This window comes from Asticcacaulis sp. YBE204, assembly GCF_000495855.1.
Taxonomy (GTDB): Bacteria; Pseudomonadota; Alphaproteobacteria; order Caulobacterales; family Caulobacteraceae; genus Asticcacaulis.
Window position 1 is genome coordinate 259,686 of record NZ_AWGF01000004.1, and the last position, 24,831, is coordinate 284,516.

The following is a 24,831-nucleotide window of genomic DNA, read 5'->3' on the forward strand; positions in this document are numbered from 1 at the left end:
TTATTTCGTCCGCTCTTTCAAAGGATAGGAGACGATTAGGCTGAGGGGTTCGTCGCCGATTTGCTTGATGCCGACGTTTGCGCCTTCGTAGAGATAGGCGGTCATGCCGGTGGTGACGGTCTTCGTCACGCCGTCGGATTCGACGAGGCCCGTACCCGAAACCACGTAATAGACTTCGTCGTGTTCGATCAGGTGGATGCCTATGGCTGAGCCCTTATGCAGAACGCGTTTGCGGAACTCCATGGCGCGCTGAGGGGCCTTGTCGCTGATGCGATAGGCGGTGGACATGCCGATATTGCCGTGCGGGGTGGGCTGTTCGACGATGGTGTCCTTCTCGTCAATGACGACCATAGGCTGGTTCACGGGCGGCGCTCCGTAAGCGAGGGCGGGCAGGGCGATCAGGGCAGCGGCAAGCATAAGGCGCATCGGATTTCCTCTCATACCTTTTCCACAAAGAGAAGACGCATAACCAGCAAATGTCAAACACGCGCCGATGCGACATGTGAATGAATCGATCCACCTTTCGATGCGACGCATCGAAAGGTGAGGAACTACATGATCCAGCCACCGTCGATGATGTGGATCTGGCCGGTGGTGAAGCCCGACTCGTCGGAGCCCAGATAGACCGCCAGCGCCGCCAGCTCATCCGGCTTACCGAAGCGGCCCATGGCCTGACGCGCGGTGAATTCGCCATAGGCCTTGTCGAAGTCGCCCGTGTCGCGCAGGCGTTGCAGCAGCGACGGCGTCTCGACCGTGCCGGGACAGATGGCGTTGCAACGGATGCCCTGGGCCACGAAGTCGGCGGCGACGGCCTTGGTCAGGCCGATAACGGCGGCCTTGGTCGCGCCATAAGCAAAGCGGTTGGCGACGCCCTTGATCGAGGAGGCCACCGACGACATGTTGATGATGGACCCGCCGCCATTTTTCAGCATGTTCGGCAGGACGGCGCGGATCAGGCGGTATTGCGCCGTGACGTTCAGGCTGTTGGCGAAGGCCCACTGCTCTTCGTCGCAATCGAGGATGCTGCCCGCATGGACGACGCCCGCGCAGTTATAGAGGATGTCGATCTGCGGAAACTCGGCGGCGATGGCCTTGACCGCGTCGGGGTCGGTGACGTCGAGCTTGCGCGCGATGACGTTATCGAGCTTGGCGATCTCGGCCAGGGCCGCGTCGTTGATGTCGCCCGCAATGACGGTCGCGCCTTCGCGGATATAGGACTCTAGCGTAGCGCGGCCGATACCTTGGTCAGCGGCGGTGATGAGGGCGGTTTTACCTTGAAGTCTGGGCATGGTGTTTCTCAAATCTCCCCTCGCCCCTGTGGGGAGAGGGTGGCTTGCATAGCAAGCCGGGTGAGGGGGCTGGACGGTGGGTTGCCCCCTCATCCGGTCTCGTTGCACTCGACCACCTTCTCCCCAAAGGGAGAAGGGAAGTTTCTAAGCGCGTTTCAGTGGCAAACAGGCCGGACCAAGCGGATCGAAGGCCTTATAGGTCAGGATGAATTCCTGATGGCCCATCGCTTCCGATTTGGTGCGTTGACCGGCGGCGGCGGCCAGCACGCTGTCGATGATCTCCTGACCGACGGCGTCCAGCGTGGCGCGGCCTTCCATGATCCTGCCCGCGTCGATATCCATGTCTTCGCTGAGCTTGCGGTAGGTGTCCGGATTGGCACAGACCTTGATCACCGGCGAAATGGCCGAACCGACGACGCTGCCGCGGCCTGTCGTGAACAGGGTCACGTGCGCCCCGCAGGCGATCAGTTCGACGATTTCGGCATTGTCGGAGATATTGGGGAAACCGAAGCGCGGCTCGCCGTCCGGCACCACGTCGAGCAGGTAGAGCCCGCCCGTCGGCGGCACATCGCCTGGCTGAAGGATGCCGCAGATCGGGGCGGCGCCCGACTTGGAATAGGCCCCCATCGACTTTTCTTCCTGCGTCGTCAGGCCGCCCTCGGCATTGCCCGGCGCGAAGGAACCGTAGCCCATGACGGTGTAATAGGCCTCGGCCTTCTGCACGCAGGCTTCCAGCGCTGCGCCCAGTTCCGGCGTGATGGCGCGCGACGCCATGATGGTTTCGCAGCCGACCAGTTCGCCGGTTTCTTCGAAGACGCACGCCGCCCCTTGCGCGCCGAACCAGTCGAAGGCGCGGCCGACGGCGGGGTTGGCGGTTATGCCCGACGTGCCGTCCGAGCCGCCGCAGATCGTGCCGATGACCAATTCCGACACGTCCATATCGACAAGGGGTGTCGTGGCGGCGATGGCTTTCAGGCGATCGACGGCTTCGCGGCCCTTCTGGATGGTCGACAAGGTGCCGCCGGAATTCTGGATGACCAGCACCTCGCACGGGCGGCCTGAGGCCTCGATGGCTGATTTCAGCCGTTCGCGGTTGAAGCTTTCACAGCCGAGCGAGATCAGCAGGACGCCGCCGACATTGGGGTGCGTGGTCACCGCCGACATCACCTTGAAGGCGTAGTCGTTGGGATAACAGCCGGGAAAACCGATCAGATGCACGTCCATGTCGTCGGATTTCTGGACGATCTGACGCGCCACATGGTGCGCGCATTCGACCAGATAAGCGACGGCAACGACGTTGCGGATGCCTTTGCGGCCATCGGCGCGCAGATAACCTTTGAAAGGCGTCATGTGGCACCGCCCGACGCGTTACGGGTATGGGAGGGGATGTAATCGCTTTGCATATTGTGCATGTGGACGTGGCCGCCGCGCGGCGTATCCTTTGTCATGGAACCGATGGGCGCGCCATATTTCAGGATCTTGTCACCGGGGTGCAGATCGATGCGCGCGACCTTGTGACCCACCTCGATCGGCTGGGCAATGATGACGGGTTCGCCGTCGATGGTGACCGGGGTGCCGGGTGCGATGGTTTCGCGGCAGACCAGCACATTGTCCGTCGGGTGCAGCAGGATCAGGGCCTCAGGCATCGAGCGCCTCCGGGACCGGCGCGACGTCGCTGAGCAGGCCTTCGGCTTTCAGATCGGCCCACAGCGCCGGCGGGATCGGGTGACGGAACAGGGCGGCATTGGTTTCGACCTGGGCCGGGCTGTTCATACCGGTCAGGACGCTGACTACCACCGGGTGGGCCAGCGGAAATTGCAGCGCCGCGGCAGCTAAAGGTACGCCATGCACGGCGCAGACAGCTTTCAGACGGGCGACGCGCGCCACGATATCCGCCGGGGGCGCAGCGTAATTATAGTGCTGACCATCGGCCAGCAGACCGGAATTGAACGGTGCGGCAGCGATGATCGATACGCCCTTGGCGGCGCAGCGGTCGAAGAAACCGTCCAGCGGCACCTGCTCCAGAAGCGTATAGCGCCCGGCCAGCAGGATGACGTCGATATCGGCCGCGGCCATGATCTCATCGCAGATGGCGGTTTCATTGACGCCCAGCCCGATGGCTCCGATCACGCCTTGCGCTTTCAGCGACTGCATGGCTTCAAGACCGCCACGCAGGAAGGTGTGCAGGTGGTAATCGTGCTGTCCGGCGTGGGTTTCGCGCCCCAGATCGTGGGCCAGCAGGATGTCGATACGGTCGCGCTTCAGGCGTTTCAGGCTATCCTCGAACGACCGCATGATGCCGGAATAGGAATAGTCGAAATGCTCCTCGAACGGATCGCCATCGACGAAGCCGTGCCGTTCGGTACCGGGCGGCGGTGGCGTGATCGGCGTCAGAATGCGCCCGACCTTGCTCGAAAGGACGGCGGTTTGCGACAGGTGCGCCCCGATCCGGCGTTCGCTCAGGCCCTGCCCGTAACGCGGCGCGGTGTCGACATAGGTTATGCCGGTGGCAACGGCGGCGGCAATCGTGGCGTGCGCGGCATCATCGCTGACGGACTGATAGAGATTGCCAATCGCCGCCGCGCCGAAACCCAGCGCGCCGACCCTGACCCCGGTGCGGCCAATCTCGGATATTGGAAATGAAGACACGCGAAACACAGCCCTGATTGATCGTGAAATTAGATATCACTTATGAAAATGAATACAGGCCACTTTGACCCCTTTCAAGCGGTCTTCGTGCGCAAATACAGGTGCGGGGTCATTTTATCTTTTACGAATAAAATCGAGGCGACGCGGTTTTCAGCCTTTGCGAAATCAGCCGCCCAGCATCTTGGTCAGGGCGCCGGCGGTCGATTTGAGCTTGGCGATGGTATCCTCGAGGCTGAGGCAGCCGTGCGTCTTGAGCCACGGTATGGTCATGGCGGCAATCACCGACGAATCGTTGAGCACCGGGCACGAGACGTCGAGTACGCCGTCGACGAAATCGCTCTTGGCCTGGACGTGTCCCTGTTGCAGGGCGCGCTCGGACACAGTCTCGAACAGCGCCCATTCCTGCGGCGTAGCCGTCCCCTTGAGCACGCTGCGCCAGTGTTCCTTCAGCTTCGGCGGCTGAAAGGCGTAGAGCACGAGGCCGGACGTCGATTGCACCAGAAGGCGCTGATAGCCGACGCGGACCGAAAAGCCGAGATCGCCGGGGGCTTCGATGCGGGCGATGACCACCATATGGTCGTCCGATGCGATGGCCAGATGCACGGATTGGCGCACCTGTTCGGACAGGGCCTGCATCAGCGGCAGGGCGGAGGCGAGCAGATTCTGGCTGGGGCCGCGGCTCATGCCGAGCGAGAACAGCTTGTTGGTCAGTTCCAGTCCTTCGCCCTTTTGCGACGGCGCGACGTAGCCCCGGCTTTCCAGTACCTGCACCATGCGGAACAGTTCGCTGACCGAGCGGTCGAGGCGGTTGGAAATCTGCGACAGGGTCATGGGGCGCTTGTTGGCCGCCAGCAGTTCCAGGACATCGAGCCCTTTTTCCAGCGCCGGGGCGCGGTATTTGAGCGTCTTGGCGTCGTCGCCAGAGCGGCTGTCGTCGGTAATCATGGGCATCCCTGAATATTATAGGCTTTTATAGTATTATACCCGAAGATGTCGTCTCTTTCGCTGTCCGTCAAATGGTTTAGGTGCGCGGTCACCAAGCCGTGCCACTCGCGCCAGCGATCGCGCAATTCCAGCACCGGCCAGTCCGATCCGAACAGGAGGCGTTCTGCGCCGAAGGTATCGATCAGGTGGTCGAGATAGGGCGCAACCTCTTCGACCGGCTGATCGGAGCGCATTTCCGTGCGCAGGCCCGACAGCTTGCAGGTGACATTGGGGGAGGTAGCGACCGCCGAGATGGCTTCGAACCACGCCAGAGTCTCTTCCGGACGCAGGCGATTGGTGGCGATCGGCGGCTTGGCGCCGTGGTCGGTGACGATGCGCAGGTCGGGATAGCGCGTGGCCAGCGTACCGATGACCGGCAGATGCCGGGTGAAGACCAAGGCATCGAAGGTCAGATTGGCCGCGATCATGGCCTCGATGCCTCTGGCGACGTCGGGCCGCAGAATCCAGTCATCGTCCGGCAGGCCTTGTAACATGGGGCGCAGGCCTTTCAGCTTGGGCCGTTGCGCCAGAGCGGCGATACGCGCCGGAGCCTCAGGCGCGGCAAGGTCGGTCCAGCCGACGATGCCCAGAACCAGCGGGTCGTCCTCAAGACTGTCGATCAGCCACGCCGTGTCGGCTTCGGATGGTTGCGACTGCACCACTACCGTACCGGTAAGGGCGGGCGCGGCGGCACGCAGATCGTTCATGCCGAAGTCGCGATAGATGGGCGAAAGATCGGGCGTCGGCCATTCGAAGCCGTGCCGCCCGACCTGCCACAGGTGGTGGTGCGCGTCGATTAGCACGACCTAGTGCCCGGTCATGGCCACCGGCGCGGTGTTCGCCGCTTTCGGGGCGCGGAAGGCGTAGAGCGCGATGACCGCGAAACACACCGCCGTGACGACAAAGGCCGTGCGGATGTGGCTGTGGTCCGAAACCATGCCCATGACGGCGGTCAGCACCGCGCCGCCGACGATGCTCATGACCAGCAGCGACGAGCCGGTCTTGGTCAGATTGCCAAGACCGGCGACCGAGGTCGCGAAAATGGTCGGGAACATGATCGACATGAAGAAGCTGGAGGCAACCAGCGCCCACAGTCCGTTTTGCCCGCCGCTGACGACCGCGAACAGGGTCAGGCCGATATTGACAAGGGCAAAGAGGCCGAGGATCAGGCTGGGGCGCACCTTCGTCATCAGGCCGGTGCCGATGAAGCGACCCACCGCAAAGGCGATCAGGGCGTAATAAAGATAGGTAGCGGCGGCTTTATCGGTCAGGCCGATTTCGGCCTGCGCATAGCGAATCATATAGCTCCAGATACCGACCTGTGCGCCGACGTAGAAGAACTGCGCCACGACGCCGAACAGGAAGTGCGGGCGCTGGAAGAGGCGACCCACCGAGGTGAAGAAGCCGATCTCCTCACCCGTGTCCTCATGGGCGTTTTTCGTGGCAGCGTCCGGAAACTTCGACAGAAAAACCAGCAGCGCCCAGGCCAGAACCACCGTGCCGATGAGCAGATACGGCCCTTGCACGGCCTTGACCTCGGTGATGTAGAAGGTCTGGCGCGCGGCGTCGGTCATGGCGGCCAGCGCCGCTTCGTCGTGCTCGATACCGGACAGGATGAATTGCTGACCGATGAAGATGCCGCTCAAGGCGCCGAGCGGATTGAAGCTTTGGGCGAGGTTGAGGCGGAAGGCCGCCTTGTCGGGCGACCCCAGCACCGTGATCAGCGGGTTGGCCGAGGTCTCAAGAAAGGCCAGCCCCGAGGCGATGACGAACAGTCCGCCGAGGAACCAGCTATATTGGTGATTATCGGCGGCGGGATAGAACAGGAACGCCCCGGCGGCATAGAGCAGCAAGCCCAGAACGACCGCCGACTTATAGCCGAACTTGCGCATGACGAAGGCGGCAGGCAGGGCGAGCAGGAAGTACCCCATATAGAACGCTGACTGAACCAGACCCGATTGCAGGTCGGTCAGGACGAAGGCCTTCTTGAACTGCGGAATCAGGACGTCGTTCAGATTATTGGCGACCCCCCAGAAGAAGAACAGGCTGGTGATCAGGATCAGCGGCCACACGGCGCTGAACCCCTTCGACGGAGTGGATGGAGTGGTCATGAGCGTTCCTCTTTACCTGCGTGGTCCGGTTATGGGCTCCGGCCTTTGCCGCAGAGGAAACAGCATTTTGAAACCCGTTGTCAAATATGAAATTTACAACGCGCGCAAAATCGTTCAGAAATCGGCAAAAAGGAAACGCTTCAATGACCAATATACGACGCTTTTGCTTCGCGCTCGACCTTAACGACGACGCCGAGCTGATTGCCGCCTATACCGCCTGGCACGCACCCGGTGCCGTCCCGGCCGCTGTGACGCAGTCGATTCGCGTCGCCGATATCCGCGAGCTCGAAATCTGGCAGATCCACGACCGCATGTTCATGATCATGGAGGTCGGACCGGATTTCTCGCCGGACGCCAAGGCCGCTGCCGATCTGGCCGATGCCGACGTGCAGGCGTGGGAACGCCTGATGTGGCAGTTTCAAAAGCCGTTACCTCAGGCACGCGAGGGCGAAAAATGGGTCGCGATGGAGCGGATTTACGCCCTGTCCGAGCAGTAGGGCGTAATTGACAGCCTCTCCCCCTGTGCTATGTCAAGCCCTCTATTTGTCAGGGTTAATTTCGCCAATTGTGTGATAATTGTTGCGACGATAAGCGCGGCCTGATAACCGGTCGAAAAAGCGCATAGCTAAAGGGAAGCGTTCATGTTTGGTAAGAAGAAGCCTAAGCCGCTGAAAATCGGCCTCGTCGGTCTGGGCAAGATCGCGGTGGATCAGCATATCCCCTCGATCCGCGCTAATCCGGCGCTGGAACTGGTGGCGGGCTGCTCGCCGAACGCGCGTCCGGAAGGCATCGATGCCTATAATTACCTCGAAGACATGCTGGCCGCGCACCCCGAAATCGAAGCGGTCGCCATCTGTACGCCGCCGCAGATACGTCACACGATCGCCAAACAGGTCATCGCGGCGGGCAAACACGTCTTCCTCGAAAAACCCCCGGCGGCGACGCTGGGCGAGGCCGAGGCGATTGCCGATCTGGCAAAAGCCAGGGGCGTGACCGTGCTGGCCTCGTGGCACTCGCGCTTTGCCCCGGCGGTGGAGACGACCCGTCAATGGATCGCCGCTCGTACGATAAAATCCATCCACGTCGTGTGGAAGGAAAACGTACGTCAATGGCACCCGGGGCAGAAGTGGATCTTCGAGGCCGGCGGCATGGGCGTCTTCGATCCGGGCATCAATTCGCTGTCGATCCTGACGCGCATCGTGCCGGAAAAGGTCATCGTCAAGAAGGCCGATCTGCATATTCCGGTCAATTGCGAAGCCCCGATTCAGGTCGAGATGGACATGACGACCGAAAGCGGGATCAGTATCCGCGCCGACTACGACTTCCTGCAAACGGGCATCCAGACCTGGTCGATCTTCGTCGAAAGCGACACCGGCGAAAAGCTTGAACTGAACATGGGCGGTACCGGCCTGATCATCAACGGCACAGAGATCATGAAGGAAAAGGAAGCCGAATATCCGGGCCTCTATGCACACTTCGAGAAACTGGTGCGCGCCGGACAGTCGGATGCCGACTTTTCGCCGCTGCGCGTCGTCGCCGACGCCATGCTGCTGGGCAAGCGCATCGCCGCCCCGGAATATATTGAATAACAGCGTTAGATTTTTAGGTCGGCCCAGATCGCCGCGTGATCGGAGGCGGCTTCGGTCTCTTTCCTGACCTCGGCATAGGCCTCCCACTTGGGCGGCCGTACACCCGGCCACATGCCTTTACGGAAGACGCCGCCCTTTTCGACTTCGGCAAACAGGTCGGGTGATAATAACAGATAGTCAATCTTGTTGCCTTTGCCGCACGATCCATAGGTACCGACAAAGCCCCCATTGTCGAAGTCCGGATGCTGGGAGATGTCCTTCAGGCCTGCCTGAAATAACGGTTTCAGGGGGTCGCTGTCCGGCGTGTCGTTGAGGTCGCCAATGACGGCAACATAGGTCATCCCCTGCGCCAGCCGTTCCTGATATATGGTCGCGATGCGCTCGGCCTGGGTTTTGCGGCGGGCATTGGACTCGGCGGGCGTACCATAACCCTTGCTCTTCAGGTGGTTGACCATCACAAGGAGCTTGTTGTTGTTCGGCGTGGTGATCTCATATTCCGCACAATCGCGCGAGAAAATGGGCTCGCCATTCGCCGTGCAGTCATCGACATGGCTGCGCAGAACGCCGATGGGAAACCCCTCACGGCTCATCAGGCCGACATCGATACCGCGTTCATCATTACCGTCGATGACCATGACGTGCCGGAAGGGTGTGCCGCCAAGGGCGGTTATGATTTCGCGGTTGAAAGCCGACAGGACGGGGCGGTTTTCGGCTTCGACGACGCCTATGACGTCCGCCTTGATATCGATCAGGACACGCGCCGTATTGCGCATGGCGTGTTCGTTGACCGGTTCGTCGCGCAGTTCCAGCGATCCGGTCCAGTCGGCCCTGCCATTGGCATCGATGACGATGCCACCGGTCTTGGGGCGGCGCAGAAGCCCGCCGCAATTGCGTCTGAGCAATACGAATGGCCCCGTATCCGATTTTTCGAGGCCCAGCTTTTTCATCAAGGTGACCATACTCGCCTTGCGGGCAACGGTGTAGTTGATTTCGCCGAGCAATGCGTTCAAGGCGGCGAAGTCTTCCAGAACCTGCCGACCGTCGTCCCAGCTATCCTGATTCATCACCTTGGCGCGATCAAACAGGTTCTCGACATTATAAGCTGCCAGCCGCATTTTTTTTGCCCCCTTTATAATAACGAAGTTATTTTATCATCTTTGGGTTGTAAGGCAAGTGAGGCTTGAGCCGCCATTCGTGAATTTTTTTATGGCCAAAGCCGTCGGCCAATGGCAGCCTGCCGGTTCAGTTATTCAGGAACCAGATGTGTCTCACGATCTGTTTAAGGCCGCAAAGGCCGCCACCGCGTTCAGCCATTCCCCTTATTCAAAGTTCCCGGTGGGGGCGGCGATCCTGGCCGACGACGGCAAGGTCTATAGCGGTGCCAATATCGAGAATATCGCCTTCCCGCAGGGCTGGTGCGCGGAAACCACGGCTTTGTCGCACATGATCATGGGCGGCGGCAAAAAGGTGCTCGAAATCGCCGTCTTTGCCCCGCGTCATCCGCACTGCCCGCCGTGCGGCGGCTGTCGTCAGAAACTGGCCGAGTTCGCCGACGCTTCGGCGCAGATACACATGTACGCCGAAGACGGCAGCGTGAAGACGGCAGCATTAGGCGACCTGCTGCCGATGAATTTCAACGCGGATCTGACCTGATTACTCTTCGAATTCCGGTTCGGTTATTTGCGTCCGGGTGACCTTGGCGACGCGCAGAGCGTTGGTCGAGCCCGACTTGCCGAAGGGCATCCCTGCCACGATGACGATGTCCTGACCGGGTTCGGAAATGCCTTCGGTGCGGGCGATCTGTACCGCCACCTGCACGGTTTCCGACATCGAGTGTGTCACCGGCGCCGGGACGGCGTGCACCCCCCAGGTCAGGGCCAGACGGCGCGCGGTTTCCATGTTCGGCGTCAGACCGATAATCGGCGCGGTCGGGCGTTCGCGGGCGACGCGCAAGGCCGTCGGACCGGAATTGGTCAGGGCGGCGATGGCCGACGCCTCTATGGTTTGCGCCACCTGACGCGCCGCAGTAGCGATCGCGCCCGATACCGACTTTTCGGTTTCCGGACGGCGGCGATCGGTTTGCATCCGCCAGTCGGCGTCCTTTTCGACGCGGGCGACGATGCGGTCCATGATGGTCACGGCCTCGACCGGATATTGACCCGCAGCGGTTTCAGCCGACAGCATGACGGCATCGGCCCCGTCATAGACGGCGGTGGCGACGTCGGACGCTTCGGCGCGGGTAGGGGTAGGGGCCGAGATCATCGATTCGAGCATCTGGGTCGCGACGATCACCGGCTTGCCCAGTTCGCGAGCGGCGCGGATGATACGCTTTTGCGCCAGCGGCACCTCTTCGGGCGGCAGTTCGACCCCGAGGTCGCCGCGCGCCACCATGACGGCGTCCGAGAGCGCCATGATCGATTCGAGATTGTCCAGCGCCTGCGGCTTTTCGAGTTTGGACAAGACCCAGGCGCGGCCCTTGATGATCTCCTGCGCTTCCATGACGTCTTCGGGACGCTGGACGAAGCTGAGACCGATATATTCGACGCCGCGCTCCAAAGCGAAGGCCATGTCCTCGCGGTCCTTCTTGGTCAGGGCCGGGATCGGTAGCACCACGTCGGGGACGTTGACGCCTTTACGATCAGACAGGCGCCCGCCGGTGACGACGACGGTTTCCACATGGTCTTCGCGAACGTGGGTGACGCGTAGCTTCAGCTTGCCGTCGTCGAGCAGAAGGTGCGAGCCGATTTGCGCCGCGCCGATGATTTCCGGGTGCGGCAGGTTGGCGCGCGTCAGGTCGCCGGGCGTCGGGTTGAGGTCGAGGCGAAACGTCTGGCCGGGGCTGAGGACGATGGCGCCGCCCATGAAACGGCCCACACGCAATTTCGGACCCTGCACGTCGGCCAGAATGCCGATCGGGCGTTTGGTCTTCGCCTCCAGATCGCGGATCAGGTCGATATTGCGCCCGTGATCTTCGTGCGAGCCGTGCGAGAAGTTCAACCGGAAGACGTCGGCACCGGCCTGAAACAGTTGCGCCAGCATATCGGCGTTGGAAGACGCGGGGCCCAGAGTGGCAACCAGTTTCGTGCGGCGGCGGCGAAGTATTTTCAAAGGATCGAACTCTTGTGCTTTGGGGATATCCGCCTGAGGCGAAAGGGCCTTGCGTGGCCGGGTTCCCGGATTTGTTGGAGCGGTATTTTTGGCAAGGGTGACAAAAGTCCTGTTCCCTCCCTTGGGTCAAGTCACATTTTCCGAAACAATTGCGTGATTTTTGACGCCAGGCGCTAAAAAACCGGACACCGTTGTCATTTAAAAGAATCGAAGATTAAAAATAAGGTATTATAACACCGATTATATTTGTCTTTATGCAGATTTATCTTACGGATCTTATCTAAATCAGGCTGCATATCACATATGAGATTTGTGTATCCCTTTCGGTTCTGCGTCCCCGGAAAGGCGGCGTTTATTTTCAAATTTGATATGCGAGGGCTTTCCAAATTCTTGCATAAAAGAATCCGCGACGTTTCAGGCATAAGCTGTTAAGGCGTTTGAATTTTAGAACGGGCGGCTCTTGAATTATATGTCGGACAACGCCCCTTATTTTGACAATTAGGTCAAAAATTTCCACGCGATTTGCCCGCGAAAGGCTAAAACTGTGCTGTTTGCGCATGGATTTGTCGTTAAAATGGCAGCGCTGTCATAAATCGCTGGAATTTGTCGATTTATGTGATAACGGTATCACCAAGAGTCCGGATTTTCATCGCGCCGCCACGATAAAAAAAGCGCGCAAAAGTCACGGACCAGCATTCTACAGGTGCGAAACTGCAAAAACGGGGAGGAGGCTCTTCCACTCATCGCGCACAGAACCGGCACAAGGTTCGGCGCACGCGTGGACGTCATCCTGCGAAAAAGGCCGTAACGCATGTCGTGCCGCCGGAATGCGGGCAGGGACGGGATACCCGTCTCTTGCCGTCGGCATTGTGCCAAGGCGCCGTAGGGATGGAGGAATCCCGGCGGCGGGGTTGAGAGGGAGCGTTACATGAAACTATCCAAATCCGGCCGCCTGACGGGAAGCGTCTCGGCGCTGGCCCTGAGGAGTGCGGCCCTGAGTGCGGTGGCCTTAGGTCTGGCCGCACCGGTCATGGCTCAGGAAGCCAAGACAACAGAGGACGTCACCGAGGTTGTCGTTACCGGGCAGCGCGCGCAGGTCAAGACCGCGCAGAAGCTCAAACGCGATGCCGAAAGCGTCGTCGATTCCATTACCGCGACCGATATCGGCGCTCTGCCGGACCGTTCGGTGTCCGAGGCCCTGCAACGCGTGGCGGGCGTCACCCTGCAACGCACCGACGCGGCCCGCGATCCGGCGCGCCTGTCCGGCGAAGGCGGCGCGATCTTCGTGCGTGGCCTCAGCTATGTGACGACGCTGCTCAACGGGCGCGAAGTCTTCTCGGCCAAGAACGGCCGCTCGATCGGTTTCGAAGACGTCTCCGCCGACCTGATGGCCGGGGTCGACGTCTATAAGAGCACGGTCGCCGAACAGATCGAAGGTGCGCTCGGCGGCACGGTCAATCTGCGCACCCGCCTGCCGTTCGACTCGAAAAATCGCATCATCGCCTTCACGGCGGATCGCAACTACGGCGATCTGCGCGACCAGGCTTTCGTGTCCGGCGGCATCACCTATTCCGACCGCTGGGACACGCCGATCGGCGAAGTCGGCCTGCTGCTCAACGCTTCGGTGTCGAACGTGGGCACGCGCTCGAACGCCTTCACGACCGACCGCTTCGATCAGGTGGCCGGCGTCGGCACGACCTCGACGGCGGACGACCGCTTTGCCCCGAAGGCGGCGGGCTACCGCACCATCGACTGGGAACAGAAGCGCGAGGCCGTAGCCGCCGCGGTTCAGTGGCGTCCGCTGGATACGCTGGAATTCACCCTGCAATATCTGAACACCAAGGCGACGCCGAAGAGCCTCGAACATTCGACCGGTTATTCCGACAATCTGCTGTCGCCGAACAGCAGCTACACCTACGATTCGCAAGGACAGTTCACCGGCGGGGTGTTCAACAACACCATCCACCGCAACGTCACTCGTTCGGGCGTCGATAACAAGGAAACCTCGGACATCTCGCTGGGGGCCAAGTGGCGCGTCAGCGACAAGCTGACGCTGAACGCCGAATACCAGAAGGTGAAATCGACCTCGAAGGTCATCAGTTTCACCGTCGGCACCGAACTGATGGATCAGGTCGACGTCAAGCTTGACCTTTACGGCAGCAAGACGCCGGTCTTCACGACCTATAATGCCTGTTACCGCGACTGTACGCCGACTATCCCGACGGTGGCCAATGTCAACGACCCGACGCGTTACCTGTATAATTTCGCGATGGACCACCTTGAGGACAATGACGCCGAGCAGTCCGCCTATCGCGTCGATGCGCTCTATGAGTTCGATTCCGACTGGCTGCGCTCGCTGAAAGGCGGCATCCGTGTCGCCGACAAGACCGCGACGACGCGTGAGAACGGCTATAACTGGGGTGCCGTATCGCAGGACGCCGCCTGGAACGGCAACAACGTCACCAAGGACCCGCCGATTTCCGGCATGATCGACTACTACAACTTCGCCAACTTCTTCCGCGGCGACGCGCAGGCGCCCGCGGGCGGGGTCTTCCCGTCGGTGCAACTGGCCGACTATTACGGTTCGCGCGACAAGATCGCCACAGCCGCCGCCGATCTCGGCTGGGGCTGGGTGCCGTTCAACGGCAATTACGACGCCGTCGAACCGGGCCGCGCCGATAACCCGACGTCGGGCACGATCACACAGAACGAAAAGACCAGCGCGGTCTACGGTGTCCTGCGCTTCGGCAACGACACGATCATGCAGGGCTTCGACGGCAATGTCGGCGTGCGGGTGATCAAGACCGAACTGAGCAACGGCACTGGCCTGCGCGGCAATCCGGGGGCGCTGGCCAATGTGACGGCGGCCAATATCAACCCGAATTCGTCGGCGGCGCTACGTCAGGAAGTCCTCGACGCCATCGCCATCACGGCGGTCGGCGGCACGGTCAAGGGCATCCAGATCGAGAACGAATATACCGACGTCCTGCCCAGCCTGAACCTGCGCCTCAAGGCCACGGATCAGGTGCAGTTGCGCCTGTCGCTGTCCAAGGCCATCGTCCGGCCGAGCTTCGGTCAGATGCAGCCCTATACGACGCTGGGCGTGTCGGCGACGCTGGTGCAGGCGCTCGGTCCCAACGGTCAGCCGATTCCGGCACCGACCCAGGCCGATCCGACGGCGACACTGCAATATGTCAGCGCCATCGAATATAACGGGTCCGGCGGCAATCCGAACCTGCAACCGATGGAAGCCAATGCCTACGACTTTTCGGCGGAATGGTACTTTGCCCCAACGGGCAGCCTGACCCTGGCGGTGTTCAGGAAAGACCTGAAGAACTACTTCTTCGGTTCGACCGAGAACGAAAGCTATACCATCGGCGGCAAGACCAAGGCCTATAGCGTCTTCCGTACGCGCAACGGCGACAAGGGGACCATCGACGGTCTGGAACTGGCCTATTCGCAGTTCTACGACTTCCTGCCGGGACCCTTGTCCGGTCTGGGGCTTCAGGCCAACTACACGATCGTCAATTCGTCGGGCGGCAAGAATACGGCGGTCAATATCTCCGAGCCGGAACAACGCTCCGGGGCGCAGGCCGACCTGCCGCTGGAGGGTCTGTCGGAAAAATCCTACAATGTCGCCTTCATCTACGAAAAGTACGGCATTTCGGCGCGTCTGGCCTATAACTGGCGCTCGGAATATCTGATGACGACCTCGGCGGCCAATATCAAGGCGCCGGTGTGGTCGGAAGACTACGGTCAGTGGGACGGCTCGATCCTCTATTCGGTCACGCCGAAGCTCAAGCTGGGGCTTCAGGTGACCAATCTGGGCCGCGAAAAGACCTATCTCAAGGTCGGCAACCCGGATCGTCTGGCGCGCTATGCGTGGTTCGACACGGACCGCCGCGTGGCGATCACCCTGCGCGGTCAGTTCTAAAAGCTGGTCGTCGATATCCGAAGCCCGCCCGGTTCTGCGTGACCGGGCGGGTTTTCGGTTTTACAGTGACATCAACCGAACGCAGATTCGGACATATCTTCAGGACGGGGAGCGCGCATGTCGGGCGAACATATCAAACACATCGTCATTGTCGGCGGCGGCACGGCAGGCTGGATGTCGGCCACGACCCTGTGGCAGGCCTTTCAGGGCAAGCGGGTCAGGATCACCCTCATCGAATCCGACGAAATCGGCACCGTCGGGGTAGGCGAGGCGACCATCCCGCCGATCCGGCGCTTCAATTCGCTGGCCGGGATCGACGAGGTCGAGTTCGTCAAACGCACCCAGGCGACGTTCAAGCTGGGGATTGAGTTCGTCAACTGGACGCGTCAGGGCCACAGCTACATCCACCCCTTCGGCCATTTCGGCAAGCCGATCGACCTGATCTCGTTCCACCACTACTGGCTGCGGATGAAGGCAGCGGGCGAGGATGTGCCGCTCGATGCCTATTCGCTGCCGATCATGGCCGCGCGCAACAACAAGTTTCTGGTCGGGCCGAACGACCCGGAGTCGGTGTTTTCGACCTATTCCTACGCCTTCCACTTCGATGCCGGACTCTATGCACGGTTTCTGCGCGACCACTGCGAACAGCGTGGCGTCAAGCGCGTCGAAGGCAAGATCACCAGGGTCAATCTCAATCCCGAAGACGGTTTTATCGACAGCGTGACTCTGGATCGCGGCGAAACCATCGAAGGCGACCTGTTCATCGACTGCTCCGGTTTCCGCGGCCTGCTGATCGGCGAGGCGCTGGGCGTCGGCTACGACGACTGGTCGGCCTTCCTGCCGTGCAACCGCGCGGTGGCGGTGCCGTGCGAAAGCGCCGCGCCGCTGACGCCCTATACGCGCTCGACCGCCCATAAAGCCGGCTGGCAGTGGCGCATCCCCTTGCAGCATCGCACGGGCAACGGCCATGTCTTCTGCGCCGACTTCATCAGCGAGGACGAGGCAATTTCGACCGTGATGAACAATCTCGACGGCAAGCCTATGGCCGAGCCGCGCGTCATCCGCTTTAAAACGGGCAAACGGAAAAAGTTCTGGGAAAAGAACTGTATCGCGGTGGGACTGGCATCGGGCTTCATGGAGCCGCTCGAATCGACCTCGATCCATCTGGTGCAAAAGGCCATGGCGCGTGCGGTCGGGTTCCTGCCGACGCACCGCCACGACACGGTCAGTCTTGATGAATATAACCGCCTGATGCTGGAGGAATTTGTCGAAATCCGCGATTTCCTCGTGCTGCACTACAATGCCACCGAACGCGACGATTCCGACTTCTGGCGCTATTGCCGCAACATGACCCTCCCCGAAACGCTCAAGCGGCGCATCGACCTGTTCCGGGCGCGCGGCCGGGTGGTCAGTCATGCCGACGAACTGTTCGGTGAGGCCAGCTACGTGGCAGTTTTCATGGGGCAGGGCATCGTGCCGCAGGGTTACGACCCGCTGGCCAATGTGCTGGAGACGGAGGATGTCAAAGAGCGCCTGTTCAAGATGCGCGAGGTCATACGTGACACAGTTCAACGCATGCCGACCCAGGCTCAGTTCATCGAGCGCACCTGCAAGGCCTATTCGATGGAGGATCTGCGCCGCGCTATGGCCATGTAGCGTGCCAGATAACGCAACAGGCGAAAGCACGTGACGTCGGCGTCGCATTGATTTTAATTATTGCAATCTTGTCTGACAAATGCACGTGCAAAGGCGGGGATTTGTTGATAAGGACAAGGCGATGGGACGGCGATTGCATTTTTCATTTGCCAAGGACGACCGAAGTGCGTTGTCTGACAAATGAAAGAGGGGATCGATACGGGCCACACAGAAGTCTCCTCAAGGAAACCTTTTCGAAGTCACCTCAAACCTACAGGTAGGGTATATGTCTGAACCGTCAAGCACCGCCAAGCGCGGTGGCAGCGGCCTCGCTCTGGCCGTCGTCTATGTCACGGCGCTTTTCTTCATCTGGGCGTTCGTTACCAATCTGGTCGATCCGCTGATCCGCGCCGTTGGCAAGATCTATTCGCTCAATACGCTCGAATCCAATCTGACGCAGTTCGCGTTCTTCATCGCCTATGGCGTCATGTCGATTCCCTCGGCCTGGGTGCTGTCCAAGTTCGGCTATGCCAAATCCATTCTGATCGGCCTCGGCGGTATCATCGTCGGCTGTCTGATCGCCTATGCGACCCTGTTCACGCACGTTTATGAGACGATCCTCGTCGGTCTGTTCGTCGCGGCGTCGGGTATTACGCTGCTTCAGGTGGCGGCCAACCCGCTGATCGCCTCGATGGGTGACGCTAAGAATTCGCACTTCCGTCTGAACCTGTCGCAAGCCTTCAACTCGCTGGGCGCCTTCGTCGGCGGCTTCTTCGGTTCGACCTACATGTTCAAGGGACCGCTGTTCGAAAAGGACGTCGTGGTTACCGAAGCGCTGAAAGCGTCCGGTCTGGTCGATATCACCACCATCTATCTCGGCATCGCTGCCGTGCTGGCCGTCTTTACGCTGGCGGTCTTCCTGGTGCGCAATACGGTCGCGGCCCATTCGCCCCAGACGTCCGAACACGCGCCGTCGCCGTTCACCGCCCTCACCTCCAAGTGGGCCAATCTGGGCGCCATCGCTATCTTCGTCTATGTCGGTGCCGAAGTCTGCGTCATCTCGAACCTGATTGGCTTCCTCGAACAGGGGCAAATTCTCGGCCTGCCCACCCGCGAAGCCGGGCAGTTGATGCCGTTCTTCATGCTGGCGGCGATGATCGGTCGCTTCGGCGGTTCGGTGATCATGCGCTACATCAAGGCCACCACCATGCTGGCGATCTTTGCGATCGGGGCGTCGGCGCTCTGCCTGATCATCATCGCCACCAAGGACATGCAGGCGGCGACGATGGGCGGCACGTTCAACTTCTTCGGCCATGACACGCCGGTCACCACGGGCTTCATTCCGGGCTTCGCCGCGGTTCTGATCGGCTTCTTCAACTCGATCATGTTCCCGACGATCTTCACCCTGACGCTGGAGCGTTCGACGGCACCGGCTTCGGCCTCGTCTGGCCTGATGTGTATGGCAATCTGCGGCGGCGGCTTCATCAGCCTGCTGTTCGCCTGGGCCATCGACCACTTTACCGCGATGGACGCGTTCAGCGCCCGTTCGCTGGCATTCATCGTGCCGCTGGCGTGCTACCTCTACGTCCTGTGGTTCGCTATCGTGGCGAAGAAAGCCCCGACCCATGCCATCGAAGAAGGTGTGTCGGGCGGTCACTAAGCGTTTGTTTTGTCGCGGTATCGCTTTAAAACACACTGCGGCATTATAAAATGACGCTATACTGAGCGGCCTCGTCATCGACGGGGCCGCTTTTGTTTTATCCTGAGGGTTCAGCATGTTGCGCATCGGCGTCGATTTCGGCGGCACCAAGATCGAGGCGGCGGCCCTGTCGCCCGACGGGGCGTTTTTGGCGCGTCATCGTCAGCCCAATCCCGGCAATTATGACGACGCGCTGCGGCTGGTCCGCGACCTGATCGGCCATGTCGAGCGCGAGGCCCGCAGCATAGCGCCCGATCTAGGTACAGCCCCTGCCAGCATCGGCATAGGCTCGCCCGGTTCGGCATCGCCGCACACGGGTCTGATGCGTAATGCCAATTCCGTCTATCTCAACGGACGCACCTTTCAGGCCGATCTCGAAGAGGTTTTGCAGCGTCCGGTCCGACTGGCCAACGACGCCAACTGTCTGGCCCTGTCCGAGGCCCGCGACGGCGCGGCCAGGGGCGCGGCGTCGGTCTTCGCCGTCATTGTCGGCACGGGCTGCGGCGGTGGCGTCGTGGTGAACGGGCGGCTGGTCGAAGGCGCCAATGGCGTGGCCGGCGAATGGGGACACATGCCCTTACCGTGGCCGCAGCCTGAGGAATATCCCGGCCCGGTCTGCTGGTGCGGTCTGCACGGCTGTCTGGAAACCTGGGTTTCCGGCTCCGGCTTTGCCCGCGACTATCGCGAGGCGACCGGGCGCGACCGGAAGGGCGAGGCGATCATCGAGGCCATGCGCGCCGGCGATCCCGACGCCACCGCTGCCTTCGGACGCCTTGTGTCGCGGCTGGGGCGCAGTCTGGCGGTCGTCGTCAATCTCTTCGATCCGGACGTGTTCGTTTTCGGCGGCGGCCTGTCGAATGTCAGCGAAATCTACGATCAGTTGCCGGAGGTGATCTCGCCCTATGTCTTCACCGATATCTGGAAGGCGCGGCTGGTTCCGGCGAAATGGGGCGATTCCTCAGGCGTGCGTGGCGCGGCGTATCTGTGGGACTAACCCTATTTAGATAGAGACTCGCTCATTACCCAGTCCTCGCGCTGCGAACGCACGTCCGTCCCGATCGCGATATCACGCACCGACTGGCATTCGGCCTGCCGGACCAGTCCGGTATCGAGGCTGACCGTATATAGGCACCGCGTCGACAGGGTGAAGCGCACCTCGCCGACGGGCTGTATCGCAGTCCGTTTGCGCCGGGCCTCGTCGCGGGCGACCTGTTCGAGGCGGGGGCGCACGCTGACCGCATAGAGGTCGAGCGCCTTGCGCGTCGGGCCGGACTCGTAGGTGATCTGCGCGGTGCGCGCGGCTTCGTCCCACTTGGTCAGGGTCAGGGTCTCGCTGGCGCTGAGCGTATCGCCGAGCGGGCCGGGGATCTTCGAATCGAGACGGTAGGGATTATTGAGACTGAGCCCCAGATTGTGCGGGATGGCCAGCATGGCGTCTTCGGGCAGGAACATCTCGGCGGCCATTTCCGGCGTCACCTGCCCATAGAGGGCGTCGAAGGCATCGGCCTGTCGCGCCTTCATCAGCCCGGCCTTGCGCATGGCTACCTTTAGACGGGCGCGAAATTTCGGCCATTCGTACAGGGAAAGAGGCGTCAGATTGACGTCTGTCTGATAGGTGACGCCGCCGACATCGGCCATGACGCCCATCAGTTTCTCAAGTCCGGTATCGTCGTCGGACAGGGTGGCGCCGGTGACCTGAAAGTCCGATTTCAGGATAGCCTTGACGACGCGATAGCCGTCCTTGACGGGAGTCAGGCTGTTGAGGAATTCGCCGGTATAGACGGCCGTCTTGACCTGGCCGTTGTGGTCGCTGCGGGTCGTCTTGCGGATCGACTGACGGATCTTGGCGCCCGCTGGAAGGTTCAGATGGATCTGGAGGTAACGCGCTTCGGGCGCGGGTGGGGTTGCCGTTGTCGTCTCGGCGTACACGGCACCGCTCAGGCCCGTGCCGGCGATGACGATCGCGGTCAATATGCGATTACCCATGTCCCTATGTTTGCCCAACATCCTGTTACAGAAAGGTCTTTGTGGCGCGACTTTTGGTCAACTCTGTGGCCATCTACGGAACAAAACTTTCCGTAACGTCGTAAATCTCGGTCTTGCCGGAGGTTTGCCCCATCAGGCTCACCGTAGTGATGCGCGTGCATTTGCCCTGACGGACCAGACCGGTATCGATGGCCATATCGTAGTCGCAATGGGTCGACATGTCGAAGACATTGCCGGGGTTGGCTTTCATGGCCGACATCATTTCCGCCAGAGCCTCCGCTGGCGCTCCGGCATCCTTCATGAATTTGGGCAGGAAATCGTAGAAGAAGGCTTTCAGAGAGTCTGACTTGGGGCGATAGTCATAAATAACCTGAGCCGTATTGCCTGCCGCATTCCAATGCGTGATGATTACGGTTTCGCTGACTTGCAGAGGAAAGTTGCCAATCGGTACGATGATTTCGCTGTCGGCGGTGAGGGGCTTTTCAATCTCCAGCGCCAGATTGTGCGGTACGGCGATGATCGTGTCGGCTTGCAGAAAACTCCCGGCGGCCTGTTCCGGTGTCAATTTACCGAACATGCCGTCCATCATGTTCATTACCTTGACCTCCTCTTCGAGGGAAGGCCTTCCGCCTTCCCGCAGACCGGCGGCAATCAGGGCACGGGTATTGGCCCACAGGGCCGGCCAGTTTTCCAGACGTTGCGGCGCCAGGCTCTCGTCGCCGATGAAGGTCAGGTCGCCCAAGGTGCCGGTCATGGTTCTCAGCAGGACGGCGTCCTGAGTATGGGCGTCTTTGTCGATGGTCTTTCCATCCGGCCCGGTAACGGTAAAGGCCGTCAGGGTTTTTTTGACTTTATATCCCCCTTCGATGGCAGTGAAATCGTTGCGATAGGCGCTGGTGCTGCTCGTGGTCGTAACCTTGCCGTTCTTGTTTTCGGTCCTGGTCAGCCGCACCGTCTGATAGATCGTGCCCTTGTTGCCGATTCTCAGCGCTAGTTCACGGTAGTTCGGCGATTTGGGATCGGGGAGGTCGGCCGCCATAGCCCCAGTTCCAAAAATGGGGGCGAACAATGTAGCGATGAGCGCGGACGCGACGATGGACACGGATAAACGCATGAAAAAACTCCCCCGAAATTTCGAGGGAGTTTAAAAGGATCAGGGTGTGGCGCAACCCTAGTTCTCGAAAAAGCTCTCATAGATCGACTGATCGACCAGATTGAGATTGGCCTGAAACACGTCGATGAATTCGTGCAGGCCGGATGCGATGATGCTGTCGGCATCGGCCCGTTGCAGGCTTTGCGTCAGCAGTCCCATCTCGGTCAGGGCCGGACAGGTCGCGGGCTGATCGGCGCAGATGTTCGACAGGGCCAGAGAGGCGTAGTCGAGGCTGAAGCGCAGCGAGCGCGGGAACAGCTTCGAGAACAGCAGGAACTCGGTCACGTCGCGATAGTTGATCGAATGATATTCCTGACGGTACATTTCCAGCGCATTGACAGATTTCAGCACCGCGCCCCACTGGACGTTGTCGTAGGGGCTGTCGACCTGTTCGCCGCGCGGCAGGAGCAGAAAATACTTCACGTCGAGCAGGCGCGCGGTCTTGTCGGCGCGTTCCAGCAACTGCCCCATGCGGGCGAAGTGCCAGCCATCGCCGCGCGACATGGCGTTGATCATCATGCCGGAGAACAGGTTCCCCGATTGCCGTACCTGCGTATAGTAGTCGGCCAAGGCCTCGACCGAACGCTTGCGGCTGTGGGCCTGGGTCAGGTGGTACAGTTCGTTGATCTTTTCCCACACCTCGACCGGGATGATTTCACGCACCGTGCGGGCGTTTTCACGCGCGCGATAGATCGACGACAGGATCGAATTGGGGTTCTTGTCGTCGAAGGTCAGGAAGCGCACGACCGACTTTTCATCGGCGGGGCCGTAGCGCTTGGTGAAGCCTTCGTCGTCGCCGGAGGTGGCGATCAGCGGATACCACTGGGTCTCTTCGACGCTGAGGCCCATGTCGAGCATCAGGTGGGTATTGACGTCGATGAAGCGCGCGACGTTTTCGGCGCGTTCGAGATAACGCGACATCCAGTAGATGGAATTGGCAACGCGGGACAGCATCATTGGGAAAACCTTTCCCCTTCGCCCCTACGGGGAGAAGGTGCCGCGACGGCGTAAGCCGTCAAGGCGGATGAGGGGGCATGGGCGGACAGAGCATCGCCCCCCTCACCCCAACCCTCTCCCCCACGGGGAGAGGGGGCCAAGCAAAACGGTCTCATGCCTCACCCCCGAACTCTTCGCCTTCGCCCAAAACCCAGGTGTCTTTCGAGCCGCCGCCCTGAGAACTATTGACCACCAGCGAGCCTTTTTTCAGCGCCACGCGCGTCAGACCGCCGGGCAGGGTGAATATTTCTTCGCCATAGAGCGAGTAGGGGCGGAAATCGACGTGGCGGCCTTCGATGCCGTTGCCGATCAGGGTCGGCGCGCGCGACAGCGACAGGGTCGGCTGGGCGATATAGTCGCGCGGCGCGGCCTTGATCAGGGCAGCGAATTCCTTCTGCTCGGCCTTGGTCGATTTCGGCCCGATCAGCATTCCGTAGCCGCCCGACAGGTTCACCGCCTTGACGACCAGCTTGTCGAGATTGGCCAGCACGTATTCGCGCTCCTTGTCGTCCTCGCAAATATAGGTCGGGACGTTCTGGGCGATGGCCTCTTCGCCGAGGTAGTATTTGATGATCTTCGGCACGTAGGTATAGATCGCCTTGTCGTCGGCGATGCCGGTGCCCGGCGCATTGGCCAGCGCCACATTGCCCTTGCGGTAGGCGTTCATGATACCGGGGACGCCCAGCAGCGAGTCTTTGCGGAAGACGGTGGGGTCGATGAACTCGTCATCGATGCGGCGGTAGATGACGTCGACCTGCTTGAGCCCGCGCGTGGTGCGCATATAGACGATGTCGTCCTCGACCAGCAGATCGGAATTCTGACAGAGCGGCACGCCCATTTGCTGCGCCAGATAGGCGTGTTCAAAATAGGCGGAATTATAAATGCCGGGCGTCAGGACGACGATGACGGGATCGTCCTTGCCATCCGGCGCGATGTGTTTCAGCGTCTTGTACAGGTGGTCGCCATAGTGCGACACCGGACGGACCTTGAGCGTCTGGAACGCCTTGGGCAGGATGCGCTTCAGCACGGCGCGGTTTTCCAGCACGTAGGAAATCCCCGACGGGCAACGCAGATTGTCCTCCAGCACGTAGAACTCGCCATCGCCGGCGCGCACGAAGTCGGTGCCGGAAATGTGCGTCCACACGCCTTTCGGCGGCTTGAGGCCTTCGCAGGGCTTCAGATAGCAGGCCGAGGAGAAGATCATGTCAGCCGGGACGACCTTGTCCTTGATGATCTTCTGGTCGTTATAGATGTCCTGAATGAACAGGTTCAGCGCGTGGATGCGCTGGGCGATGCCCTTTTCCAGACGCTCCCAGTCGGCGGACGAGACCAGCCGCGGGATGATGTCGAAGGGCAGGATCTTCTCGGTGCCCTTCTTGTCGCCATAGACGTTGAAGGTGTTGCCGGACTGATAGAGGATGTCCTCCGCCGTCTTTTGCCGCCGTTTCAGATCGGCGCGACTGAGGGCGTCAAGCTGCTCGATCAGGGCCGCCGCCGCCGTGTGGGGCGTGCCGTCGCTTTCGAACAATTCGTCAAAGAACCCGTCGGTTTTATAATTTTCCAGGCTCACGGTGCTATCCCCTCGGTAAATTCGTTACATTCTTATACCTCCCCGGCGTGCCGGGGAGGGGGACCGCACGACGCGCGAAGCGCTAGATGCGGTGGTGGGGTGAGCAATCGAAGGGTCCGTGGGACCGT

Annotated in this window: 21 protein-coding genes; 7 read left to right on the plus strand and 14 right to left on the minus strand. The window is 60.8% G+C overall.

Annotated elements, in window-relative coordinates:
- The 8 genes from AEYBE204_RS28295 to fucP all read right to left on the minus strand — a co-directional run bounded on the left by AEYBE204_RS28295 (position 1) and on the right by fucP (position 7,033).
- On the minus strand, positions 1 to 426 hold the full coding sequence (locus AEYBE204_RS28295) for a cupin domain-containing protein (protein WP_023461839.1): 426 nt from the start codon (positions 424 to 426) through the stop codon (positions 1 to 3).
- A 125-nt stretch (positions 427 to 551) separates the two neighbouring features.
- Entirely contained in the window at positions 552 to 1,289 is a 738-nt protein-coding gene (locus AEYBE204_RS28300) for an SDR family oxidoreductase (protein ID WP_023461840.1), read from the minus strand.
- Between the two features lie 144 nt (positions 1,290 to 1,433).
- Positions 1,434 to 2,639, minus strand: coding sequence for a UxaA family hydrolase (locus AEYBE204_RS28305; protein WP_023461841.1), 1,206 nt, complete (start codon positions 2,637 to 2,639; stop codon positions 1,434 to 1,436).
- Complete coding sequence (locus AEYBE204_RS28310) at positions 2,636 to 2,935, minus strand: UxaA family hydrolase (RefSeq protein WP_023461842.1); 300 nt, start codon at positions 2,933 to 2,935, stop codon at positions 2,636 to 2,638. The genes AEYBE204_RS28305 and AEYBE204_RS28310 overlap by 4 nt, the downstream gene beginning before the upstream one ends.
- The gene (locus tag AEYBE204_RS28315) at positions 2,928 to 3,938 is read right to left on the minus strand and encodes an aldo/keto reductase (RefSeq protein WP_023461843.1); all 1,011 of its coding nucleotides are present in this window, start codon (positions 3,936 to 3,938) and stop codon (positions 2,928 to 2,930) included. Before AEYBE204_RS28315 ends, AEYBE204_RS28310 begins: the two co-directional genes overlap by 8 nt.
- Positions 3,939 to 4,103: 165 nt before the next feature.
- Entirely contained in the window at positions 4,104 to 4,883 is a 780-nt protein-coding gene (locus AEYBE204_RS28320; protein ID WP_023461844.1) for an IclR family transcriptional regulator, read from the minus strand.
- Positions 4,880 to 5,725 carry an amidohydrolase gene (locus AEYBE204_RS28325; RefSeq protein ID WP_023461845.1) on the minus strand — a complete coding sequence of 282 codons (846 nt, stop codon included), beginning with the start codon at positions 5,723 to 5,725 and terminating at the stop codon, positions 4,880 to 4,882. The genes AEYBE204_RS28320 and AEYBE204_RS28325 overlap by 4 nt, the downstream gene beginning before the upstream one ends.
- 3 nt (positions 5,726 to 5,728) lie before the next feature.
- The gene (gene fucP, locus AEYBE204_RS28330; protein WP_031230279.1) at positions 5,729 to 7,033 is read right to left on the minus strand and encodes an L-fucose:H+ symporter permease; all 1,305 of its coding nucleotides are present in this window, start codon (positions 7,031 to 7,033) and stop codon (positions 5,729 to 5,731) included.
- Positions 7,034 to 7,176: 143 nt separating this feature from the next.
- Between fucP and AEYBE204_RS28335 the strand changes: the two genes are divergently transcribed.
- Positions 7,177 to 7,530, plus strand: a complete 354-nt coding sequence (locus tag AEYBE204_RS28335) for an L-rhamnose mutarotase (RefSeq protein ID WP_023461847.1) — start codon at positions 7,177 to 7,179, stop codon at positions 7,528 to 7,530.
- Between the two features lie 144 nt (positions 7,531 to 7,674).
- On the plus strand, positions 7,675 to 8,622 hold the full coding sequence (locus AEYBE204_RS28340; RefSeq protein WP_023461848.1) for a Gfo/Idh/MocA family protein: 948 nt from the start codon (positions 7,675 to 7,677) through the stop codon (positions 8,620 to 8,622).
- Between the two features lie 5 nt (positions 8,623 to 8,627).
- Here the strand turns inward: AEYBE204_RS28340 and AEYBE204_RS28345 are convergent, their stop codons facing one another.
- Positions 8,628 to 9,737: an endonuclease/exonuclease/phosphatase family protein gene (locus tag AEYBE204_RS28345; RefSeq protein ID WP_023461849.1), complete on the minus strand. Its 1,110-nt coding sequence runs from the start codon at positions 9,735 to 9,737 to the stop codon at positions 8,628 to 8,630.
- A gap of 148 nt (positions 9,738 to 9,885) precedes the next feature.
- Here AEYBE204_RS28345 and AEYBE204_RS28350 point away from each other — a divergent pair, with 148 nt between their 5' ends.
- Entirely contained in the window at positions 9,886 to 10,275 is a 390-nt protein-coding gene (locus AEYBE204_RS28350; protein WP_031230281.1) for a cytidine deaminase, read from the plus strand.
- Here the strand turns inward: AEYBE204_RS28350 and pyk are convergent, their stop codons facing one another.
- Complete coding sequence (pyk, locus tag AEYBE204_RS28355) at positions 10,276 to 11,724, minus strand: pyruvate kinase (RefSeq protein WP_235068125.1); 1,449 nt, start codon at positions 11,722 to 11,724, stop codon at positions 10,276 to 10,278.
- Positions 11,725 to 12,658: 934 nt separating this feature from the next.
- On the opposite strand from pyk, the gene AEYBE204_RS28360 reads away from it, so the two are divergent.
- From AEYBE204_RS28360 to AEYBE204_RS28375, 4 genes are all read left to right on the plus strand, one after another.
- A complete protein-coding gene (locus tag AEYBE204_RS28360) occupies positions 12,659 to 15,664 on the plus strand; it encodes a TonB-dependent receptor (protein ID WP_023461852.1) in 3,006 nt (1,001 codons plus the stop codon).
- A gap of 117 nt (positions 15,665 to 15,781) precedes the next feature.
- Positions 15,782 to 17,320 carry a tryptophan halogenase family protein gene (locus AEYBE204_RS28365; RefSeq protein WP_023461853.1) on the plus strand — a complete coding sequence of 513 codons (1,539 nt, stop codon included), beginning with the start codon at positions 15,782 to 15,784 and terminating at the stop codon, positions 17,318 to 17,320.
- 265 nt (positions 17,321 to 17,585) lie between these two features.
- Positions 17,586 to 18,959: a sugar MFS transporter gene (locus tag AEYBE204_RS28370; protein ID WP_023461854.1), complete on the plus strand. Its 1,374-nt coding sequence runs from the start codon at positions 17,586 to 17,588 to the stop codon at positions 18,957 to 18,959.
- 115 nt (positions 18,960 to 19,074) lie between these two features.
- Positions 19,075 to 19,992, plus strand: coding sequence for an ROK family protein (locus AEYBE204_RS28375; protein WP_023461855.1), 918 nt, complete (start codon positions 19,075 to 19,077; stop codon positions 19,990 to 19,992).
- Between the two features lie 2 nt (positions 19,993 to 19,994).
- Here the strand turns inward: AEYBE204_RS28375 and AEYBE204_RS28380 are convergent, their stop codons facing one another.
- The 4 genes from AEYBE204_RS28380 to AEYBE204_RS28395 all read right to left on the minus strand — a co-directional run bounded on the left by AEYBE204_RS28380 (position 19,995) and on the right by AEYBE204_RS28395 (position 24,703).
- The gene (locus AEYBE204_RS28380) at positions 19,995 to 20,984 is read right to left on the minus strand and encodes a hypothetical protein (RefSeq protein WP_023461856.1); all 990 of its coding nucleotides are present in this window, start codon (positions 20,982 to 20,984) and stop codon (positions 19,995 to 19,997) included.
- A 73-nt stretch (positions 20,985 to 21,057) separates the two neighbouring features.
- Positions 21,058 to 22,023 carry a hypothetical protein gene (locus AEYBE204_RS28385; RefSeq protein ID WP_023461857.1) on the minus strand — a complete coding sequence of 322 codons (966 nt, stop codon included), beginning with the start codon at positions 22,021 to 22,023 and terminating at the stop codon, positions 21,058 to 21,060.
- A 132-nt stretch (positions 22,024 to 22,155) separates the two neighbouring features.
- A complete protein-coding gene (locus AEYBE204_RS28390) occupies positions 22,156 to 23,094 on the minus strand; it encodes an alpha-E domain-containing protein (protein WP_023461858.1) in 939 nt (312 codons plus the stop codon).
- A 151-nt stretch (positions 23,095 to 23,245) separates the two neighbouring features.
- Positions 23,246 to 24,703 carry a circularly permuted type 2 ATP-grasp protein gene (locus tag AEYBE204_RS28395; protein ID WP_023461859.1) on the minus strand — a complete coding sequence of 486 codons (1,458 nt, stop codon included), beginning with the start codon at positions 24,701 to 24,703 and terminating at the stop codon, positions 23,246 to 23,248.
- Between the last annotated feature and the right edge of the window lie 128 nt (positions 24,704 to 24,831).

Excerpts from the sequence above, each read along its gene's own strand:
- AEYBE204_RS28310 (WP_023461842.1), bottom strand. The coding sequence starts at position 2,935 with ATGCCTGAGGCCCTGATCCTGCTGCACCCGACGGACAATGTGCTGGTC.
- AEYBE204_RS28360 (WP_023461852.1), top strand. The coding sequence starts at position 12,659 with ATGAAACTATCCAAATCCGGCCGCCTGACGGGAAGCGTCTCGGCGCTG.
- AEYBE204_RS28370 (WP_023461854.1), top strand. The coding sequence starts at position 17,586 with ATGTCTGAACCGTCAAGCACCGCCAAGCGCGGTGGCAGCGGCCTCGCT.
- AEYBE204_RS28335 (WP_023461847.1), top strand. The coding sequence starts at position 7,177 with ATGACCAATATACGACGCTTTTGCTTCGCGCTCGACCTTAACGACGAC.
- AEYBE204_RS28385 (WP_023461857.1), bottom strand. The coding sequence starts at position 22,023 with ATGGCGGCCGACCTCCCCGATCCCAAATCGCCGAACTACCGTGAACTA.
- AEYBE204_RS28295 (WP_023461839.1), bottom strand. The coding sequence starts at position 426 with ATGCGCCTTATGCTTGCCGCTGCCCTGATCGCCCTGCCCGCCCTCGCT.
- AEYBE204_RS28320 (WP_023461844.1), bottom strand. The coding sequence starts at position 4,883 with ATGATTACCGACGACAGCCGCTCTGGCGACGACGCCAAGACGCTCAAA.
- AEYBE204_RS28300 (WP_023461840.1), bottom strand. The coding sequence starts at position 1,289 with ATGCCCAGACTTCAAGGTAAAACCGCCCTCATCACCGCCGCTGACCAA.
- AEYBE204_RS28380 (WP_023461856.1), bottom strand. The coding sequence starts at position 20,984 with ATGGGTAATCGCATATTGACCGCGATCGTCATCGCCGGCACGGGCCTG.
- fucP (WP_031230279.1), bottom strand. The coding sequence starts at position 7,033 with ATGACCACTCCATCCACTCCGTCGAAGGGGTTCAGCGCCGTGTGGCCG.
- AEYBE204_RS28365 (WP_023461853.1), top strand. The coding sequence starts at position 15,782 with ATGTCGGGCGAACATATCAAACACATCGTCATTGTCGGCGGCGGCACG.
- AEYBE204_RS28305 (WP_023461841.1), bottom strand. The coding sequence starts at position 2,639 with ATGACGCCTTTCAAAGGTTATCTGCGCGCCGATGGCCGCAAAGGCATC.
- AEYBE204_RS28375 (WP_023461855.1), top strand. The coding sequence starts at position 19,075 with ATGTTGCGCATCGGCGTCGATTTCGGCGGCACCAAGATCGAGGCGGCG.
- AEYBE204_RS28390 (WP_023461858.1), bottom strand. The coding sequence starts at position 23,094 with ATGATGCTGTCCCGCGTTGCCAATTCCATCTACTGGATGTCGCGTTAT.
- AEYBE204_RS28345 (WP_023461849.1), bottom strand. The coding sequence starts at position 9,737 with ATGCGGCTGGCAGCTTATAATGTCGAGAACCTGTTTGATCGCGCCAAG.
- AEYBE204_RS28340 (WP_023461848.1), top strand. The coding sequence starts at position 7,675 with ATGTTTGGTAAGAAGAAGCCTAAGCCGCTGAAAATCGGCCTCGTCGGT.